At 36.8% G+C, this 19,433-nt stretch carries 15 protein-coding genes; 10 read left to right on the top strand and 5 right to left on the bottom strand.

Going from position 1 to position 19,433, the window contains the following annotated elements; all coding sequences use genetic code 11:
- Window positions 1-686: 686 nt before the first annotated feature.
- Both SOM16_RS17020 and SOM16_RS17015 read right to left on the bottom strand, forming a co-directional pair.
- Entirely contained in the window at window positions 687-863 is a 177-nt protein-coding gene (locus SOM16_RS17020) for a hypothetical protein (protein WP_320465199.1), read from the bottom strand.
- Between the two features lie 144 nt (window positions 864-1,007).
- A complete protein-coding gene (locus SOM16_RS17015) occupies window positions 1,008-1,190 on the bottom strand; it encodes a hypothetical protein (protein ID WP_320465198.1) in 183 nt (60 codons plus the stop codon).
- 223 nt (window positions 1,191-1,413) lie between these two features.
- Between SOM16_RS17015 and SOM16_RS17010 the strand changes: the two genes are divergently transcribed.
- The gene (locus SOM16_RS17010; RefSeq protein ID WP_320465197.1) at window positions 1,414-2,277 is read left to right on the top strand and encodes a DUF808 domain-containing protein; all 864 of its coding nucleotides are present in this window, start codon (window positions 1,414-1,416) and stop codon (window positions 2,275-2,277) included.
- A 38-nt stretch (window positions 2,278-2,315) separates the two neighbouring features.
- Here SOM16_RS17010 and SOM16_RS17005 read toward each other — a convergent pair whose 3' ends face one another.
- Both SOM16_RS17005 and SOM16_RS17000 read right to left on the bottom strand, forming a co-directional pair.
- The gene (locus SOM16_RS17005; RefSeq protein WP_320465196.1) at window positions 2,316-2,942 is read right to left on the bottom strand and encodes a M23 family metallopeptidase; all 627 of its coding nucleotides are present in this window, start codon (window positions 2,940-2,942) and stop codon (window positions 2,316-2,318) included.
- Window positions 2,943-3,024: 82 nt separating this feature from the next.
- Entirely contained in the window at window positions 3,025-4,254 is a 1,230-nt protein-coding gene (locus SOM16_RS17000) for a metallophosphoesterase (protein ID WP_320465195.1), read from the bottom strand.
- A 230-nt stretch (window positions 4,255-4,484) separates the two neighbouring features.
- Between SOM16_RS17000 and SOM16_RS16995 the strand changes: the two genes are divergently transcribed.
- From SOM16_RS16995 to cobA (SOM16_RS16955), 9 genes are all read left to right on the top strand, one after another.
- Window positions 4,485-4,931 carry an Rrf2 family transcriptional regulator gene (locus SOM16_RS16995; protein WP_320465194.1) on the top strand — a complete coding sequence of 149 codons (447 nt, stop codon included), beginning with the start codon at window positions 4,485-4,487 and terminating at the stop codon, window positions 4,929-4,931.
- Window positions 4,932-6,657: 1,726 nt separating this feature from the next.
- Window positions 6,658-8,748: a HEPN domain-containing protein gene (locus tag SOM16_RS16990; RefSeq protein WP_320465193.1), complete on the top strand. Its 2,091-nt coding sequence runs from the start codon at window positions 6,658-6,660 to the stop codon at window positions 8,746-8,748.
- Window positions 8,749-8,850: 102 nt separating this feature from the next.
- On the top strand, window positions 8,851-9,621 hold the full coding sequence (gene cobA, locus SOM16_RS16985; protein WP_320465192.1) for a uroporphyrinogen-III C-methyltransferase: 771 nt from the start codon (window positions 8,851-8,853) through the stop codon (window positions 9,619-9,621).
- Window positions 9,605-11,116, top strand: a complete 1,512-nt coding sequence (locus SOM16_RS16980) for a TSUP family transporter (protein WP_320465191.1) — start codon at window positions 9,605-9,607, stop codon at window positions 11,114-11,116. The genes cobA (SOM16_RS16985) and SOM16_RS16980 overlap by 17 nt, the downstream gene beginning before the upstream one ends.
- 2 nt (window positions 11,117-11,118) lie before the next feature.
- Window positions 11,119-11,817: a phosphoadenylyl-sulfate reductase gene (locus SOM16_RS16975; protein WP_320465190.1), complete on the top strand. Its 699-nt coding sequence runs from the start codon at window positions 11,119-11,121 to the stop codon at window positions 11,815-11,817.
- 319 nt (window positions 11,818-12,136) lie between these two features.
- Window positions 12,137-13,042 carry a sulfate adenylyltransferase subunit CysD gene (gene cysD / locus SOM16_RS16970; protein ID WP_320465189.1) on the top strand — a complete coding sequence of 302 codons (906 nt, stop codon included), beginning with the start codon at window positions 12,137-12,139 and terminating at the stop codon, window positions 13,040-13,042.
- Window positions 13,043-13,185: 143 nt separating this feature from the next.
- Complete coding sequence (locus SOM16_RS16965; RefSeq protein WP_320465188.1) at window positions 13,186-14,436, top strand: sulfate adenylyltransferase subunit 1; 1,251 nt, start codon at window positions 13,186-13,188, stop codon at window positions 14,434-14,436.
- Window positions 14,437-14,657: 221 nt separating this feature from the next.
- Entirely contained in the window at window positions 14,658-15,122 is a 465-nt protein-coding gene (locus SOM16_RS16960; protein ID WP_320465187.1) for a hypothetical protein, read from the top strand.
- A 1,974-nt stretch (window positions 15,123-17,096) separates the two neighbouring features.
- Window positions 17,097-17,891 (top strand): uroporphyrinogen-III C-methyltransferase, encoded by a 795-nt coding sequence (cobA, locus tag SOM16_RS16955; RefSeq protein WP_320465186.1) that lies wholly within the window; start codon window positions 17,097-17,099, stop codon window positions 17,889-17,891.
- A 270-nt stretch (window positions 17,892-18,161) separates the two neighbouring features.
- On the opposite strand, the gene SOM16_RS16950 is transcribed toward cobA (SOM16_RS16955), so the two are convergent.
- Entirely contained in the window at window positions 18,162-19,430 is a 1,269-nt protein-coding gene (locus SOM16_RS16950; RefSeq protein WP_320465185.1) for a glucose-1-phosphate adenylyltransferase, read from the bottom strand.
- Window positions 19,431-19,433 lie beyond the last annotated feature (3 nt).

Raw genomic sequence — 19,433 nt, 5'->3', positions numbered from 1 at the left:
TGTTTCCGCGGCAACCTTTACTATCAAATGGCTAGCATGGTGAATAAAATATTTTTTGCCACGGAAGCACTGAACGCACGGAAAAGGTAAGTTAGATTCCGTGTACTTCTGTGTTTCCACTTCAGCCTTTACTATCAAATGGCTAGCATGGTGAATAAAATATTATTTGCCACGGAAGCGCTGAACGCACGGAAAAGGTAAGTTGGATTCCGTGTACTCTGTGTTTCCGTGGCAACTTTTATTGTGAAATGTTAGCATAATGCAAAGAACGTATTTGCCACGGAAGCACTAAACGCACGGAAAAGGTAAGTTGGATTCCGTGCATTTCTGTGCTTCCCCGGCAGCCTTTACTATCAAATGGCTAGCATGGTGAATAAAATATTTTTGCCACGGAAGCACTAAACTCACGGAATAGGTAAGTTGGATTCCGTGTACTTCTGTGTTTCCGCCGCAGCCTTTATTATTAAATGGCTAGCATGGTAAATAAAATACTTTTTGCCACGGAAGCACTAAACTCACGGAATAGGTAAGTTAGATTCCGTGTACTTCTGTGTTTCCGTGGCAACTTTATCATGAAATGTTAGCATAATGCATAAGAACGTATTTGCCACGGAAGCACTAAATGCACGGAAAAGGTAATTTGATTCCGTGTACCTCTGTGTTTCCGTGACAGGTTTTGTCATAAATTATTTATCATCATCCGCTTCGGCATCTGTGCCCGTTTGTTGTTCGGCCAACTCCTCAGCACTATTTTCTTCTCCAGCGTAGGCACTATCGGCATCACTGCCTTTAATATCATCTACTGGTACTACACCTGCTTTTTCTTCTTTCGAATCTTCTTTTTTCTTTTTTTCGTTTTCCATGATTATTCCTTTTGTTAGAGAACACCGTCGAATTGGCAAAGTTTAGCTTAAATGGAATTCATTCGTTTATGTTGCGTAAAAGCAAAAGGCTTGTCCATCCATTACGATCTACAAGCCTTCTAATAAACAACTCTGAATAAGTGCTTAGGTATTTCCACCAGCATTACCAGCAAGGTCGCCACTAACGTCCTCTTCATCGTCGATTTCTCCGGTTAAACCTCTTTGCACATCATTATCATCTGCCTGATGCGTGTCATTAGGGCTTTTTCTTGATTGCCCTTTATCGTCGTCATTTTCCTGCTCGTTTTCTCTTGGATCTGTATTCATAGCTTTCATTTTTTAGTTTATTAAAAGAACAATATTGATTAAGGATGGGTTTTAGTTAAATCAACCTGCAATGGAATTATTGATAAGGATAGGTGCCTTAAATGGAATAGATTGGATAATTTAAATGGATATTAAAACAATTGAGGCTGATAATATCTTTATGAATTTCGTGGTATTGTAAAATTGAATTTATATTTTGCAACCATTAAATAAACAGATAAGTATGGCCTCAGGTTTTTTTGCGATTTTAGATGATATTGCTGCTTTAATGGATGATGTAGCGGTTACCGCAAAAATTGCTACCAAGAAAACCGCTGGTATTTTAGGTGATGATTTAGCCGTAAATGCGGAGAAAGCTACTGGATTTCTATCTTCCCGTGAACTTCCTGTACTTTGGTCTATCACTAAAGGTTCATTGATCAATAAGATTATCATCGTTCCCGTCGCGCTGCTGTTAAACTTTTTCTTCCCGATTGCGATTAAGTTTATTTTGATTCTAGGTGGTTTTTACCTCGCTTATGAAGGTGTAGAGAAAATAATCGAATTTCTTTTTCATCGCCACGACAAAGCTAAAGCAGCTAAAGATGTTATTCAGGATGATAAAGCCGCCGAAAAATCTAAAATTAAATCTGCGGTAACAACCGATTTTATCCTTTCTGTAGAGATCGTAATTATTGCCCTCGGCACAGTTTTAGATAAAAGCGTAACGGTTCAGATTCTAACCGTTTCTGTTGTTGCAATTTTGGCAACAATTGGCGTTTATGGCATTGTTGCCCTAATTGTTCGGATGGACGATACAGGTTACAAACTGGTTAAACATGCTGATAATAAAGGGTTTCTTTCTGCCGTAGGAAACCTGCTAATTAAATCACTTCCGGTAATTATTAAAGTGCTAAGTTTTGCAGGAACAGTTGCGCTGATCCTGGTTTCTGGTGGTATTTTCGTTCACAATATCGAGTTTTTACATCACCTGATGCCGAACCTGATGCCAATTATTAAAGAGTTTGGCATTGGTTTAGTAGCGGGATTAATAGCTGTTGGCTTAGCAGAAGTAGCTAAAAGGATTATAGTTTTATTCAAAAAGTAGTGAAGCTGAAGGCGTTTGCGAGAAAGCTGACGATTAATTTATTTTAGGTTAGCTTTTAGGAAAATTCGTGGATTATAAAAACGATCATCAAGCTGTTCTTTATTCATGGTTAGCCAGCTTGCGCAGCCGTAATCATCGAATTTCTTCCTGATTTCTAAATGCAAATGATGGTAGTCGCCACCATATTTTTTACTTTCCTCTTTAGTAAATAAACGGGCTAATTTTGTTTCCGGGCTGACGAAATCACCAGTCTTTACGTATACTTCTTTCAGGTGCTTGTAACTGGTAAACATTGTAGAACCATTTTTTAATTTGTGTTTTACCACCACCGTTTTCTGATTTTCGCCCAGATGTATGGAGCAAACCACTCCATTTGCCATGGTATAAACATCAATTAATTTAGTCTTCACCATTGCCGGATTTATATCGATAGCGGTATGAATGTGCCCTTTATAATAGCTGTCGCGATGATCTCCAAAAATGCTGATGATTTTAATACTAGACACATTCTGTCGATCGGTAACGTTAAAAGGCAGATGCCACTTATCTACTATTTGATTAGGATTAATATCCGTGTAATAGGGTTTCCATCGCTCTTTATCTTTGTCGATTGTAGGAACTTCGAAAATAAAAAATGTTAGTAATATAGATACGATTAGCTTCATCTTTGATAATTTTAAAAACAAGATAAGCTAAATTTTGGGTAATTCAACTATTTTCATAGTTGAGTTTGTTTAATGGATGTGATTACGATGGCAAGTCTTTTCTTTTCAATTCGATCACGGTAATTTCCGGCCAGATGCCAATTCGGCCAGAAAAGCCAAGGAAGCCAAAGCCGCGGTTTACATTTAGATAGCGGTTGTTTTCGGTTTTAATTCCCGCCCAGTGTTTGTAACGATATTTTACCGGACTCCATTTAATGCCGAATGCTTCAATGCCAAACTGCATTCCGTGGGTATGGCCAGCTAATGAAAGCTGAATTTTAGATGGATGGTTTTTCACCTGTGCGTCCCAATGAGAAGGATCGTGTGAGAGCAAAATCTTAAAGTCATTTACAGAGGTGTTTTGCAGCGCTTTATTTAAGTCGCCACGTTCGCCGAAGCCTACACCCCAGTTTTCTATCCCGGCAAGAATTATTGTCTCACCGCCTTTTTCGAGTGCAATGTGTTCATCTAAAAGAAGTTTGAAACCCAATTCTTTATGATACGCTTTAAGTTGGTTCAGGTTTTTTATCTTATCTGCCTCCGAAGGCCATTTAATATAATCGCCATAATCATGGTTTCCTAAAATAGAAAACTGACCGAACGGTGCTTTAATCTGTGAGAAATGATTGATATAAGGAATAATTTCTGATGCAGCATTATTAACTAAATCACCCGTGAACACAAATAAGTCGCTTTTTTGGGCATTGATAAGATCTATTCCTTTTTGAACAAGCTTGGGTTTGGTAAAACTCCCTGCATGTACATCAGAGATCTGAGTAAGTGTAAAACCATCGAAATTTTTCGGCAAATCATCAAAATATAAAGTGTGTTTGATTACCTGATAAGCATATTTTCCCCTGGTTATACCAAAAGCAAATAGCACTACAGTGAGGCAAAACATAATGAAAGCAAAATCTACCCAATAATAATTTCTGTCGGCAATCTGATAGCCTTGCGGCTGAAAGTTAGTAGTGATGGACATGACAACACGATACAGATCTCCAATTAATAGAAAGAATGCGAAAACCATTTCAGATACCAGCACAATTAAAAATGCATGAGTTACGATGGTAAAAAACTTATTTACCCCTTTCCGTATTTGAGTAATTGCAAAAATAAGGGCAACAGTTAAACTGATAATCAAAACCCAGAAAGCTGGTGCCAGCCATTCTTGATGATTGATGACCCCGAGACCGGATACGACATAAGCACTAAGGGCAAAAAATAGTAGGGCGACAACTAAAACAGGTAAAAAACTGGTTCTTTTTTTCATTAGAAAATTTACAAATGGTGTCAAAGTTAGATTTTAAACCCTCACTAAAGAAGTTGTGTTCAGTTCGCTGCATATTTTTACGCAGACCTGATTAATAGCCATATGCTGCTTTTTAAAATTTATTAAATTTAGATTGGCCATCTTAACAATTTTCGAAGATTAGCTTTCAAAGTTTTTGTAAACGTTGCGAATTTCATAATTGTACTTAATTTATTAGCTTTGTAAGATATATGCTATCCAAAAAAACTAAATATGCCATAAAAGCACTTGTTGCGCTTGGTAAAAATGTAGAAAAACCACCTATGCAAATCTCCAAGATTGCCGAGGAGGAGCATATTCCAAAAAAATTTCTGGAACAGATTCTTTTAGATTTGCGTAATGCAGGCTTCCTGTATAGCAAAAAAGGAGCAGGAGGAGGTTACAGCTTAAACAAAAAGCCCGAAGAAATTCTTCTGGTGCACGTGATGCGTGTAACAGATGGGCCGATTGCCATGGTACCTTGCGCAAGTCTTAACTTTTATCACAAGTGTGATGAATGTGAAGATGAAAAAACCTGTGGAATCAGAAGTGCCTTTATAGATGTAAGGGATGCCACGCTTAAAGTTTTAAGCGAAACCAGTATTGCTGATGTAATTGGCCGCGAAGATACTTTGAAATTGGGTATCGAAACAATATAGTCAGCTTCATAGTTTTTTAGCCAAAGTGCTTAATTCTTCTATATTATAGAATAAAAAGTGAACGACCTAAGACATATAAGAAAATACAGGTTTTGGTGCGTTAGGCTGAACGGTAGGACTATCATCAAAGTTTTGGAGGATTTAGACCTTTTAAATCTTGTATAGTTAAGTTGCCATTTTCCTAATCACTAATTTTTTGGACAACTAACATAGTTTTTTAGGCCATCGAGCTCAAATGTCTATATGTCTTACATGGTTAAATTACCATTTTTCCCAACTACTAATCTTTAGGTAGTAACCTAGTTTTTTAGCCATAGCACTTAATTCTTATGTGTTATAGATTAAAAAATTGAACCACCTAAGACATACAAGAAAATATAGGTTTTGGTGCGTTAGCCGGAACGGTAGGACTACAATCAACGTTTTAGAGCATTTAGATCTTGTATAGTTAAGTTGCCATTTTCCTAATTACTAATCTCTGTATGTACTAACGTAGTTTTTTTAGGCTATCGAGCTTCAATGTCTATATGTCTAGCATGGTTACCATTTTTCCTAATTTCTAATCTTTAGGTGCTAAACTTAGTTTTTTAGCCAAAGCGTTATAGGATAAAAAATTGAACCACCTAAGACATATAAGAAAATATAGGTTTTGGTGCGTTAGTCGGAATGGTAGGACAACAAAGTTTTAGAGCATTTAGATCTTTGGAATCTTGTATAGTTAGGTTGCCATTTTACTAATTACTAATTACTAATCTCTGCATGTATTAACGTAGTTTTTTTGGCTATCGAGCTTCAATGTCTATATGTCTTACATGGTTACCATTTTTACTAATTGTTAATCTTTGGGTGCTAAACTTAGTTTTTTAGCCAAAGCGTTATAGGATAAAAAATTGAACCACCTAAGACATATAAGAAAATATAGGTTTTGGTGCGTTAGTCTGAACGGCAGACTACAATCAAAGTTTTGGAGCATTTAGACCTTTTAAATCTTGTATAGTTAAGTTGCCATTTTCCTAATCACTAATTTTTTGGACAACTAACATAGTTCTTTAGGCTATCGAGCTTCAATATCTATATGTCTTACATGGTTACCATTTTTCCTAATTGTTAATCTTTGGGTGCTAAACTTAGTTTTTTAGCCAAAGCGTTATAGGATAAAAAATTGAACCACCTAAGACATGTAAGAAAATATAGGTTTTGGTGCGTTAATCTGAACGGCAGGAATACAATCAAAGTTTTAAAGCATTTAAACCTTTGGAATCTCATATGGTTTAAGTTATCATTTTTCTTAATCACTATTCTGTAGGCACTAACGTAGTTTTGTAGGCTATCGAACTTCCATGTCTATATGTCTTACATGGTTAAATTAACTGATATTTATTTATCATAACCTTCAGCTAAATCAAGTTACACCAATAAAAAGTAATGCTATTAATTATTGATCCCACTTAGTTTAAAAGAATATAACTTATCTATTTGGCACTGAACGCTTTGTTTACCCAACCTTAAATTCTAAACTTTTTTCAGAAAAATTACTACTATTCCTATATACTTTATATATTTGAAAAATGAACTTCAAATCTATAGTTAAAAATACCAGCGCCAAATCAATGTGCTATTGTTGTAAAACAAAGTAGAAGAGGGTATTTGAATAATTTATAGGTATAAAATATTGGATGCTTCTCAGTAAAAGAGAGGCATTTTTTGAATAAAGCTAACAACATATATGCAAAGTTTCAGAACAGAACTCGAAAACAATATTGTCGAGCAAGACATTATTGATTTAGAGAATAAGATTAAAGCTTTTCGCGATGGGACCATTCACGATGAAAAATTCAGGAGCTTACGTTTAGCCCGCGGGGTTTACGGACAAAGACAGCCTGGCGTACAAATGATTCGCATTAAACTCCCTTTCGGCAAGGTCACCTTTAAACAATTGCTCCGGATTGCAGATATCGCTGATGAATACGGCAGCGGAAATTTGCACCTTACTACCCGTCAGGATATTCAGTTGCATTATGTAAGTTTAGACCGTACTCCAGAACTTTGGGCAAAGCTGGAACAAGATGACATTACCCTTCGCGAAGCATGTGGAAACACCGTTCGCAATGTAACCGCATCGCCAAATTCTGGAATAGATAAAGATGAGCCATTTGATGTTTCGCCTTACGCCCATGCCGTTTTTAAATATTTCCTGCGGAATCCGATTTGTCAGGAAATGGGCAGAAAGATTAAAATTTCATTCTCATCAAGTGATAAAGATACAGCCTTCAGTTACATTCATGATTTAGGTTTTATTCCGAAAATTAATGAAAATGGGGAGCGCGGGTTCAAAGTTTTATTTGCAGGAGGTTTAGGTGCACAGCCGTTTTTGGCCAGCCCTATTGAAGAATTTTTACACGAAGATCAATTAATTCCTTTTACAGAATCGGTACTTCGGGTATTTGATCGATACGGCGAACGGACCAATAGAAATAAAGCACGCTTAAAATACTTAGTTCAAAAGTTAGGTTTAGAGGAAGTATTGCGTTTAGTTGCCGAAGAACGCATAGCAAACAAAGTAAAGACTTATACGATTGATAGAGATACCGTACCTCAGCCTGAAATTCCTCAGCAGCAGCAATACAATGATGTTGAGATCTTAAATGAAGCGCATTATAAACACTGGTCGGCAACGAATGTTGTGCCACAAAAGCAAGCAGGATTTTATGCCGTTTATGTCAAAGTGCAGGTTGGCGATATCAAAACCGATAAAGCGAGGGCTTTTGTAGAGGCTATTAAACCGTATGTGGCAGATGAAATCAGGATTACTCAAAACCAGGGATTATTGTTGAAATTCATTCGCGAAGAGGCCTTGCCATCGCTATATGTAGCCTTGAACAAAATCGGTTTTACAACTGCTGGCTTTGATAGTTTGGCTGATATAACTACCTGCCCGGGAACGGATACCTGTAATTTGGGGATTTCCAATTCGATGACTTTGGCTGAGGTATTGGAGGAAGTGATTTACACCGATTTCCCTGAATTTATATACGAAAAAAATATCAAGATTAAAATCAGCGGCTGTATGAATTCTTGCGGTCAGCATGGTTTAGCAGAAATTGGTTTCCACGGAAGTTCAGTAAAAGCTGAAGGTAAAGTGGTTCCGGCAGTTCAGGTAATGCTTGGAGGCGGGACAGTTGGGAATGGTGTTGGTCGCGTTGCAGAACGTGTAATTAAAGTGCCTTCAAAAAGAGCAACAAGTGTTTTGCATTTCATCTTAAATGATTTCAAGGCGAATAACGAAGCGGATGAAAGTTTTCACCAATACTATGACCGAAAAGGGAAGGATCATTTTTATCAATTGTTAAAGCCATTGGCAGATTTAACGAATCTTCAACAAGAAGAGTTTGTAGACTGGGGGCATGTTGAGCAATTTGTTACCGCCATTGGTGTGGGTGAATGTGCTGGAGTAGTGATCGATTTAGTGGCTACGTTACTTTTAGAGGCTGATGAAAAATTTGGATGGGCAAAACAGAATTTACAAAAAGGTGCTTATGCAGATGCGATTTACCATACCTACAGCACATTCGTAAGCGCAGCAAAATCTTTGCTTTTAGATAAAGGAATAAATAGCAGCACACAAGTTGGCGTAATCAGGGAATTTGATAATCACTATGTAGAAACAGGTGAATTTAACCTGTCAACCAATTTTTCGGATCTGGTTTTACAAATAAATAAGAATGAACCTACAGCAGCATTTGCCAATAGTTACTTCAGCCAGGCAGAAGAATTCCTAAATCAGATTAAAGAAAAAAGAGCAGTAGAAGTGAAGTGAGAGAATGACTGAATGATAGAATGAGTGAATATGCAAATAATACAATCGCTAGAAAAACATTCATTAAATCAATCATTCAAAAATTCAATAATTCAAAAAATTATGGTTAATCAAAATAAAGAATCAAGAATTACACTTTTAGGCGCAGGTCCCGGAGATCCAGATTTATTGACCTTAAAGGGTGTTAAAGCATTGCAGGCTGCAGATGTGGTGCTGTATGATGCGTTAACCAATGAGGCATTATTAGCGCATGCTCCAGTCGAAGCTATCAGAGTATATGTTGGAAAGCGTTCGGGTGAACATTCATATCCGCAGGAAACCATTAATAAACTGATGATTGATTATGCATTAAATTATGGCCATGTGGTACGCTTAAAAGGTGGAGATCCTTTTGTGTTTGGCAGAGGGTATGAAGAACTGGATTACGCAGCTTCATACAGTATTCCGGTTGATGTAATTCCAGGTATTTCAAGTTCAATTGGCGTGCCGGGCTTACAACAAATTCCGGTAACACACCGCGGAATGAGTGAAAGTTTTTGGGTAATTACCGGAACAACCACATCAGGCGAAGTTTCTAACGATATTTATCAGGCTGCAGAATCAAATGCGACTGTTTTAGTTTTGATGGGCCTGAAAAAATTAACGAAAATAGTGGAGATCTTTAAAGCCGCAGGCAGAAGTAATTTACCAGCAGCAGTAGTACAAAATGGTTCATCGGCAGAAGAAAAGTTGGTAATAGGAGTGGTAGATACGATTGAAAGTTTAGTTCAGCAAGAGAATGTAAAAGCACCAGCCTTGTTAATTTTTGGAGAAGTGGTTTCTTTACACCCATCATTTAAAAAGCTCGTAAAACAATATGCAAGTATTGCCTAACCAACCCGATAATGAAGCATCTTTCTCCGAAGAAGAGAAAGGAAATCAGCTTTTTCCAGTCTTCATAAAGCTGAATAAGCTGCGTACATTATTAATTGGTGCCGGAAATATTGGACTCGAAAAATTGACGGCAATCGTTAATAATAGCCGCCATGCCAGGATTACAATCGTGGCTGAAACGGTTTCGCCCGAGGTCTATGCATTGGTTTTAAATTATCCGAATATTAAAGTGAAACAGAAAAGCTTTGATGTTTCAGATTTGGAAGATGTTGACATCGTTTTCGCAGCAACCAATAATTACATCCTGAACGAAGAAATCAGGGTGGTTACGCATGAGAAAGGACTGCTAATTAATGTAGCGGATAAGCCTGACCTTTGCGATTTTTACCTGGGCTCTATTGTGCAAAAAGGTGATTTAAAAATTGCCATTTCTACCAATGGAAAATCCCCAACCATTGCAAAGCGGTTAAAGCAAATCTTGAACGAAGGTTTGCCTGCGGAACTGGATGAAACATTGCAAAATATGAGCGCTTTGCGTCAAACGCTTAAGGGTGATTTTTCTGCAAAAGTCAAAAAACTGAATAAAGTAACGAAAAGCTTAATTTATCCCAAAAAGAGTTTTGCAGAACGAAACATTAAATGGTTAATCTGGATTGCTTCCATTTTGCTAATTGGTGCCATTGGAATCTCTTTATGGAACACCGAACCAGAATTTCAATCGTTTTTAATTAACATTGATCCACTATTTTACTGGTTTCTGGGGGCAGGTTTTTTATTTGCATTGGTAGATGGGGCAATCGGTATGTCGTACGGCGTAACCACTGCATCTTTTTCTTTAGCCATGGGATTACCACCCGCATCGGCCAGTATGGCCATCCATATTTCAGAAGTGATGAGTAATGGTATTGCTGGCTGGATGCACTACAGAATGGGAAATGTGAATTGGAAGTTATTTAAAATTCTAATTATACCAGCAATTATAGGTGCGGTTTTAGGTGCATATATCTTATCTTCTTTAGAACATTATAGCGCTTACGTAAAGCCTGTGGTTGCAGTTTATACGCTGTTTTTAGGTGGAATCATTTTGATGAAAGCATTTAACATTAAGCGGAAAAAAGCTGATGAGAAAATAAAGAAAATTGGTTTCCTGGGTTTTGTAGGTGGATTTATCGATGCCGCCTTTGGTGGAGGATGGGGATCTATCGTACTATCAAGCTTAATTGCTGGTGGTCGCCATCCGCTGTTTTCTCTCGGAACCGTAAAAATTAGCAGGTTTTTTATTGCTACATTGAGTTCCCTAACATTCTTTACCATGTTAGGTGGCAAACACTGGGAGGCGGTTTTAGGCCTAATTATTGGCAGTGCAGTAGCTTCACCGATTGCTGCAAAAGTATCAAACAGAATTTCAGCAAAGACCATTATGGTTGCTGTCGGAATTATTGTAATGATTGTAAGTTTGCGCAGTGTAATTGTTTTTATTTTAAAATTAATTTAGTGATGGGAAATTTAGCGGAGATTAAAGAAGAATTATCTCATTTCAATACCATAGAAAAACTAAAGTTTCTGGCGAATAAATATCCGGGTAAAGTTATTTTCTCAACAAGTTTTGGTTGGGAAGATCAAGCGATAACACACTTGATTTTTTCAAATAATATCCCAATAAAGGTATTTACACTGGAAACTGGCCGGCTTTTTCCAGAAACTTATTATGTTTGGAATCGAACATTAGAAGTCTACAATAAGCCCATTTACGCTTACTACCCTCAAAATGAACTGTTGCAGGATTTTGTCAATATCAAAGGACCCAATAGTTTTTACGAATCAGTAGAGAATAGAAAAGAGTGCTGCTACATTCGCAAGATCGAACCCTTAAAAAGAGCCTTACAAGGCAACGAAATCTGGGTAACGGGAATCAGGGCTGAGCAAAGTGCGAATCGCGAAGACATGCACGATCTAGAATGGGATGAAGGAAATCAACTGGTTAAATTTCACCCTATATTTGACTGGACTTTAGATCAAGTTAAGACCTATATTAAAGAGAACAATATCGTTTACAATACCTTACATGATAAGGGTTTTCCAAGCATCGGCTGCGCTCCATGTACAAGGGCTGTGCAGCCAGGAGAGGATTTTAGAGCAGGACGATGGTGGTGGGAAGACCAAAGTAAAAAGGAATGTGGTTTGCATGCGACGTAGGCTAGAGAAGGGTGATGGCGGGGAGATGATGAGTTGGGAAGTTGAGTTGAAAAGGGTTAGAAGGTTAGTGATTAGAAACTGATAAGTTCGTCATTGCGAGGCTGGACAGAGCGAGCTGAAAGCAATCTTTTTGAGAAATAGAATAAAAAAAAATGTCATTTCGGTTAGGAGGATAGATTGCCGCGTCGGCTGAAAAAACCTCCTCGCAATGACGACAAAGGAACAACAACAATAAATGATATAACAATTGAATATTTGAAGAGCAGACCATTAAAAGTCAATTCCCTCATTCAAAATTCAATCAATCAAAACTTAATAAATGAGCACATATAATTTTGATTATTTAGATGAACTAGAGGCTGAAGCCATCCACATTCTACGGGAGGTGGCTGGGCAATTTGAAAAGCCCGCCTTACTATTTTCAGGCGGAAAAGATTCAATAACCTTAGTTCGTTTAGCAGAAAAAGCTTTTCGTCCGGGCAAATTTCCTTTCCCATTGGTCCACATTGATACTGGTCATAACTTCGAGGAAACCATTACTTACCGTGATCAAATGATTGAGAGAATAGGTGAACGATTAATTATTGGTTCTGTTCAGGAATCTATAGACCAAGGGAAAGTAATTGAACAAACAGGGAAGAATGCGAGCAGAAATGCGCTCCAAACCGTTACGCTATTAAATACTATTGCAAAACACCAGTTCGATGCTTGTATAGGTGGTGCTCGTAGAGATGAAGAAAAAGCACGTGCAAAAGAACGAATCTTTTCTGTGCGTGATGAATTTGGCTCTTGGGATCCGAAACGCCAGCGTCCGGAGCTTTGGAACATTTATAACGGCAAGATCCACAAAGGTGAAAACGTTCGCGTTTTTCCCATCAGTAACTGGACGGAGCTTGATGTTTGGAATTATATCCGCAGGGAAAAAATAGACTTACCCAGTATTTACTTTTCACATGAACGCGAAGTAATTACCAGAAATGGTCAGTTGATGGCCGCCTCTCCATTTTTAAATATGGATGCTGAGGATGTAGTATTTCGCAAACAAGTTCGTTTCCGTACCGTTGGTGATATGTCTTGCACAGCCGCAGTAGAATCAGAAGCTACTTTAATAGATGATATTATCTCGGAAATTAGTGAATCAAAAATTTCTGAACGTGGTGCAAGATTGGACGATAAGGTTTCTGAAGCAGCAATGGAGGACAGGAAAAAAGGCGGGTATTTTTAAGGGAATAATAAGTATCAGGTAGCGAGGATCGAGACTGATGCAAGCTAAAAATTAACCCTTAAATAAACTAAGTACGAGTATGGAAGTAATAGATCTGTAATTTGTCTTGATACTTGATGCTAATATCTTAATACTTTATAAACATGAACATATTAAAATTTTTTACAGCAGGCAGCGTAGATGATGGTAAGAGTACCTTAATCGGCCGTTTGTTATATGATACAGATTCTATTTTAGCCGATCAGTTAGAAGCCTTACAAAGCTCTAACCGCAAAAATGATGATGGTACAATAGATCTAGCCATTTTAACTGATGGGTTGAGGGCGGAGCGTGAGCAAGGAATCACCATTGATGTAGCTTACAAATATTTCCAGACTGAGAAGCGTAAATTTATTATCGCTGATACACCAGGGCATATCCAGTACACTAGAAACATGGTTACGGGAGCTTCCACTGCGAACCTCGCTATCATTTTAATTGATGCCCGAAATGGAGTAGTGGAGCAAACCATTCGCCATTCGTACCTGGTTTCTTTGTTAGGCATTAAACACATTGTGGTATGCATCAACAAGATGGACATGGTAGATTATAGTGGTGAGGTTTATCATTCTATCATTGATAAATACAAGGTTTTAGCGCAACAGTTAAAGTTAGAGGATGTAACCTACATCCCGGTAAGTGCGCTAAAAGGAGATAATATCGTCCAGAATTCTTTGCATATGGATTGGTATAAAGGCGAAAGTTTATTGCATTTTCTGGAGAAAGTGGATACCGATAATCTTGATAAATCGCAGCTGGCCCGTATGCCTGTTCAGTGGGTAATTCGTCCGCAGACAGCTGAATTACATGATTATCGGGGTTATGCTGGCAGGGTGTTGAGTGGAACTTTCAAGCTGAATGATCGTGTTACAGTTTTACCATCGGGTGCAAACTCGACCATCGAAAGGATTGAGTTTTTTGATCAGGCACCAGATGCAGCTCATGCCGGACAATCAGTAACTATCCATTTAAAGGATGATGTCGATATTAGTCGTGGTGATACCATTGTTAATGCATCGGCTTTGCCACAAGAATCTAAGTTAATCGAGGCTGATTTATGTTGGATGGATGGCCGTACCTTAGATACTTCAATTATGTATTTAATCCAGCATAACAGTAAGATTACGAAGTGTAAAATCAGTGAAATTTTGCATAAAGTTGATATTAATACGCTGGAGAAACATGCTGCTGAAGAATTTAAATTGAATGATATTGGCCGTGTAATTTTAAAAACCGCTGATGCTTTGGCTTTTGATTTATATGATGATAACAGGGCAAATGGTTCGGCCATTTTAATAGATAGCCGTACAAACTTAACCGTTGGTGCTTTAATGTTTAGGGCTTCAGTAGAATAAATTGGGTAATGAAAAAGATTTTGCTAAAAGCTACAATAACCATTGATATAGAATAAAGCTGAAGTTAATATTTATAGGGAATGTATTTCTTTTGGGGCGCCATATGGTTGCCCCATTTTTGTTTAGATTAGGTAGCATCATAAGTTTTGGTTTGTTATGGAAAGGTGTAAAACTTATCATCTGATTAGTATATTTAATAAAGAACCTTTAATTTTAATATCATGAAAAGAAATCTTCTATACATCGCCTTTGCAGCTGTACCTTTCATTTTTGCTTGTAACCAGTCTGAAAAGAAAGCTGATTCCTCAAAGAAAGATGCTGTAATCAATGAAACTTGTTATGCATCATCATTCGAAAAAGATAGTGCTGCAATGATTTTAAGCACTATGGCATCGGGTAAGGTTACCGGCTCATTATTAATTAAATATGGTAATAAACCAAAAAACAGTGGCGAGATTAATGGAAAGTTTCATGGCGATACGTTATTTGTTGATTATCGTTTTAATACAGGAAGCGACACTACCAGAGCATTCACAAATCCTTTGGCTTTCCTGAAAAAGGATGGCAAACTGATTATGGGGGTTGCTCAAATTGAAACCACACTGGGCAGATCATATTTTGTTAAAGGAAAACCGATTAATTATGATGCAGGTAAGTTTACTTTTCAGGAAGTTCCTTGTAAATAGGAGGCAAGCTTAAAGCTTAGAGACCAAAGTTGAAAGCCGGGAAAACGAATCTTTCTCCCAATATCGTTGCTTTTTTAGTTACGAAACTGTCTTACGTTAACTGTGGATTTTTAATCCACCATAATAATTCAACAGCTTCACTTTTACATTCTATCAGTTTGAATTAATCTGAATCGAATTTGCTTTTAGGATTAAAAATCCTTAGTAAAATCTGTCAGGAATATAAATCCTGACCAGCGTAGACAGAAGACGAACAACATAAAACGGTTGCATAAAAACACTAATTAAGATTATTTTTAAGTTAGTCCGGAAATCTTTTCCAGACTTGTATAACTGTGGATTTTTAATCCACCGTAATAACTCAATAGCTTCATTTTAACACTCTATAGTTTAAAGCAATCTAAATCAAATTTGCTTCAAGGATTAAAAATCCTTAGTAAGATACGTCAGGATTATAAATCCTGACCAGCGTAGACGAACAACATAAAACGGTTGCATAAAAACACTAATTAAGATTGTTTTTACGTTAGTCCGGAAATCTTTTCCGGACTTATATAACTTTGGATTTTTAATCCACCATAATAATTCAACAGCTTCACTTTTACATTCTATCAGTTTGAATTAATCTAAATCGAACTTGCTTTAAGGATTAAAAATCCTTAGTAAGATCTGTCAGGATTATAAATCCTGACCAGCGTAAACGAACAACAAAAAACGGTTGTATAAAAACACTAATTAAGATTATTTTTACGTTAGTCCGGAAATCTTTTCCGGACTTGTATATCTGTGGATTTTTAATCCACCCTAATAATTCAACAGCTTCATTTAACAGTCTATTAGTTTGAATTAATCTGAATCGAATTTGCTTTAAGGATTAAAAATCCTTAGTAAGATACGTCAGGATTATAAATCCTGACCAGCGTAGACTGAAGGCAAACAACATAAAACGGTTGCATAAAAACACTAATTAAGATTATTTTTACGTTAGTCCGCAAATCTTTTCTGGACTTGTATAATAGTGGATTTTTATTCGCCATAATAGTTCAACAGCTTCATTTTAACTGTCTATCAATTTGAATAAATCTAAATCGAATTTGCTTTAAGGATTAAAAATCCTTAGTAATACCTTTCAGTGTTATAAATCCTGACCAGCGTAGACGAATAACAAAAAACGGTTTCACAAAAACACTAATTAAGATTATTTTTACGTTAGTCCGGAAATCTTTTCCGGACTTATATAACTGTGGATTTTTAATCCACCGTAATAACTCAACGCCTTCATTTTAACAGTCTATCAATTTGAATTAATCTAAATCTTCTTTGCTTCAAGGATTAAAAATCCTTAGTAAGATACGTCAGGATTATAAATCCTGACCAGCGTAAACGAACAACAAAAAACGATTGCATAAAAACACTAATTAAGATTGTTTTTACGTTAGTCCGGAAATCTTTTCCGGACTTGTATAACTGTGGATTTTTAATCCACTATAATAATTCAACAGCTTCATTTTAGCAGTCTATCAGTTTGAATAATCTGAATCGAATTTGCTTTAAGGATTAAAAATCATTAGTAAGATACGTCAGGATTATAAATCCTGACCAGCGTAGACTGAAGACGAATAACATAAAACGGTTTCACAAAAACACTAATTAAATGATTCTAAATAAATTACCACGATCTTACGTTAGTCCGGAAATTTTTTCCGGACTTGTGTAACTGTGGATTTTTAATCCACCATAACAACTCAACAGCTTCATTTTAGCAGTCTATCAGTTTGAATTAATCTAAATCGAATTCGCTTTAAGGATTAAAAATCCTTAGTAAGAACTGTCAGGATTATAAATCCTGACCAGCGTAAAGCGGTTGCATTATAACACTAATTAAAATTATTTTAAAATAAATTACTACAATTTCTATAGACTTTATATATTTGTTTAATTAATAAGATTAAAAACGAGCTAAAATTTTCTGACATGATTTTAAATAAAGTAGAAAAAGCGAACATTGAACCAAAAATTACACTAGTAGGTGCGGGACCTGGTGATCCTGATCTGTTTAGTTTAAAAGGAGTTAAGGCATTAAAAACAGCAGATGTTGTATTATATGATGCAAATGTGAACGAAGCTTTATTGTGTTATGCGCCAGAAGGTATTCCTAAAGTGTATGTAGGTAAGCGGACAGACGACGAGGATTTTTCTCAGGAAGCCGTAAATAGACTGATCGTCGACTATGCTTTAAACTATGGTCATGTGGTTCGTTTAAAAAGTGGTGACCCATTTTTCTTTGCAAAAGGTTACGAAGAAATAGATGCAGCCGAATCCTACAGCATTCCAACTGAAATTATACCCGGAATCTCTAGTGCAACTGGTGCGCCAAGCTTGCAAAAGATTCCAATGATCTATAAAGATTTAAGCGAGAGTTTTTGGGCTGTAACAGGAACAAATTCTAAAGGCGAAATTTCTGAAGATTTATACATTGCTGCAAAAACCAAAGCAACGATTGTTGTTTTAAATGGTATTGAGAAAGTAAAAGAAATTGCAGCGATCTTTCAAGGTGAGAACAAAGGTTTATTGCCAGTGGCAGTGATTCAGAATGGTTCTTCTAAAGATGAAAAAATTGCAATCGGAATTGTAGATACCATTGCAGAAGTGGTAGAAGATAAAAGAATTCAGGCACCAGCACTATTGGTATTTGGTGATGTCGTTTCATTGCATCCACAATTTCAACCGATCAGAGATTTCTATGAAATTATTGCTGAAGAGTATTAATAATTAACCTAAACCATATTATTTGTTTTGTTGTAAAACCGCAGGTGAAAGCCTTGCGGTTTTTTAGTTTTGATAGCAAGTGGTCAGGTTCAATTATCGATTGGTAGCTCTTCAATCGAAAATTAATTCTAGGCAATCTAGGTAGGTTGGTGAGACCACAACTATAGACTAGTATAAAATATGTTGCTGCTAATCAATATAAATATGAAGCACAAAAAAAGCCAGTCTGAATGGATCAAACTGGCTGCTATATGAGATTAATAGATCGTATTAAATTACACTTCCACTAGGCAGAACTGCCCCTTTTTTTACCACCACAATACCATCCTTAACTGCATAAAGTTCATGATCACCATCTTCTAAATGTGGTCCGCCATTAATTTTTACATCATTACCAATGCGGCAATTCTTATCAATAATAGCGTTGTTGATGTAACATCTATCGCCGATACCGATTAAAGAATTTCCTTTTTCAGTTTCAGATTGAATTTCTTCAAGGGTTTGGTACCTGTCGCTACCCATCACATAAGCATTAGTTACTACTGTATCTTTACCAATCCGCGCTCTGATACCTAATACTGCATGTTCAATTCTACTGGCTTGCACAATGCAACCTTCTGCAATGATAGCTTTCTCTAAAGTTGTTCCTGAGATTTTAGAAGGTGGAAGCATCCTCGCCCTTGTAAAGATCGTATGATTGCTGTCAAACATGTTGAACTTAGGGATTTCATCAGTTAAGCCAAGGTTGGCTTCAAAGAATGAAGAGATATTACCGATATCTGTCCAGTAGCCTTCATACTGATAACTTAAAACCCGGCTTTCGTTGATTGCTCTTGGCAAAATTTCTTTACCAAAATCTTTTTCATCTTCATTATCATTCAGGATGTTGATTAGGTATTCACGATTGAAAACGTAAATACCCATAGAGGCCAGAAAATTTCGACCTTCAGCCTGCATTTCTGCACCTGTATCTGACACCCATGCCTCTAAACCTACCTTAGGTTTTTCAGTAAAAGAGGTAATCATGTTTTCCTCATCAGCTTTTAAGATACCAAAATCAGTAGCGTCTTTTGCCGTAACCGGTATCGTTGCAATGGTAATTTCTGCTTTTGCTTCGATATGTTTTTCAATCATATCTTTAAAATCCATCTGGTATAGTTGATCGCCGGAAAGAATTAAAATATAATCAAACTCATGTGAAACAATGTGGTGCATACATTGGCGTACTGCATCTGCCGTTCCTTGGAACCAGCCAGCATTTTGAACCGTTTGCTCTGCCGCAAGAATATCTACGAAAGCTGTACTGAAATGGCTAAAGTGATACGTATTTTTAATATGCTTATTTAAAGATGCCGAGTTAAATTGTGTTAATACAAACATGCGATGAATACCCGAATTTAAGCAATTGGAAATTGGAATATCCACAAGCCTATATTTACCAGCAATTGGAACTGCAGGTTTAGAACGTGTTTGTGTAAGTGGCGATAGTCTAGAGCCCTGGCCACCGCCAAGGATAACGCCTAAAACTTTATCAGTCATGTT

The sequence above is a fragment of the Pedobacter sp. CFBP9032 genome (assembly GCF_034045265.1).
Lineage (GTDB): Bacteria > Bacteroidota > Bacteroidia > Sphingobacteriales > Sphingobacteriaceae > Pedobacter.
The sequence above is the reverse complement of the archived record's forward strand: the minus strand, read 5'-3'. Positions and strand labels throughout refer to the sequence as shown.